This is a genomic window from Acidovorax sp. Root217, from assembly GCF_001428645.1.
Taxonomy (GTDB): Bacteria; Pseudomonadota; Gammaproteobacteria; order Burkholderiales; family Burkholderiaceae_C; genus Acidovorax.
In genome coordinates this window covers 1-202 of sequence record NZ_LMIH01000019.1, presented here as the reverse complement: position 1 = coordinate 202, position 202 = coordinate 1, and the positions used below count along the sequence as shown (strand labels likewise).

1 protein-coding gene is annotated in these 202 nt (G+C 63.9%); it reads right to left on the bottom strand.

Annotated elements, in window-relative coordinates; genetic code table 11:
- On the bottom strand, nt 1–202 hold a 202-nt coding region (locus tag ASE31_RS32275; RefSeq protein ID WP_057199631.1), incomplete at both ends, for an EAL domain-containing protein.

Below are 202 nucleotides of genomic sequence, written 5' to 3'. Positions count from 1 at the left end.
GCCATGCAGCCTGAGGAACCCCAGTTGCCCCGTCGTCTCCACCCCCTCGGCCACCACCTGCAAGTCCAGGCTCTTGGCCAGCGCCAGTATGGTGCGCACGATGGCCGCGTCGTTGGGGTCGCTCAGCACATCGCGCACAAAGCTCTGGTCGATCTTGATCTGGTCCAGCGGCAGCCGCTTGAGGTAGCTCAATGAGGAGTAG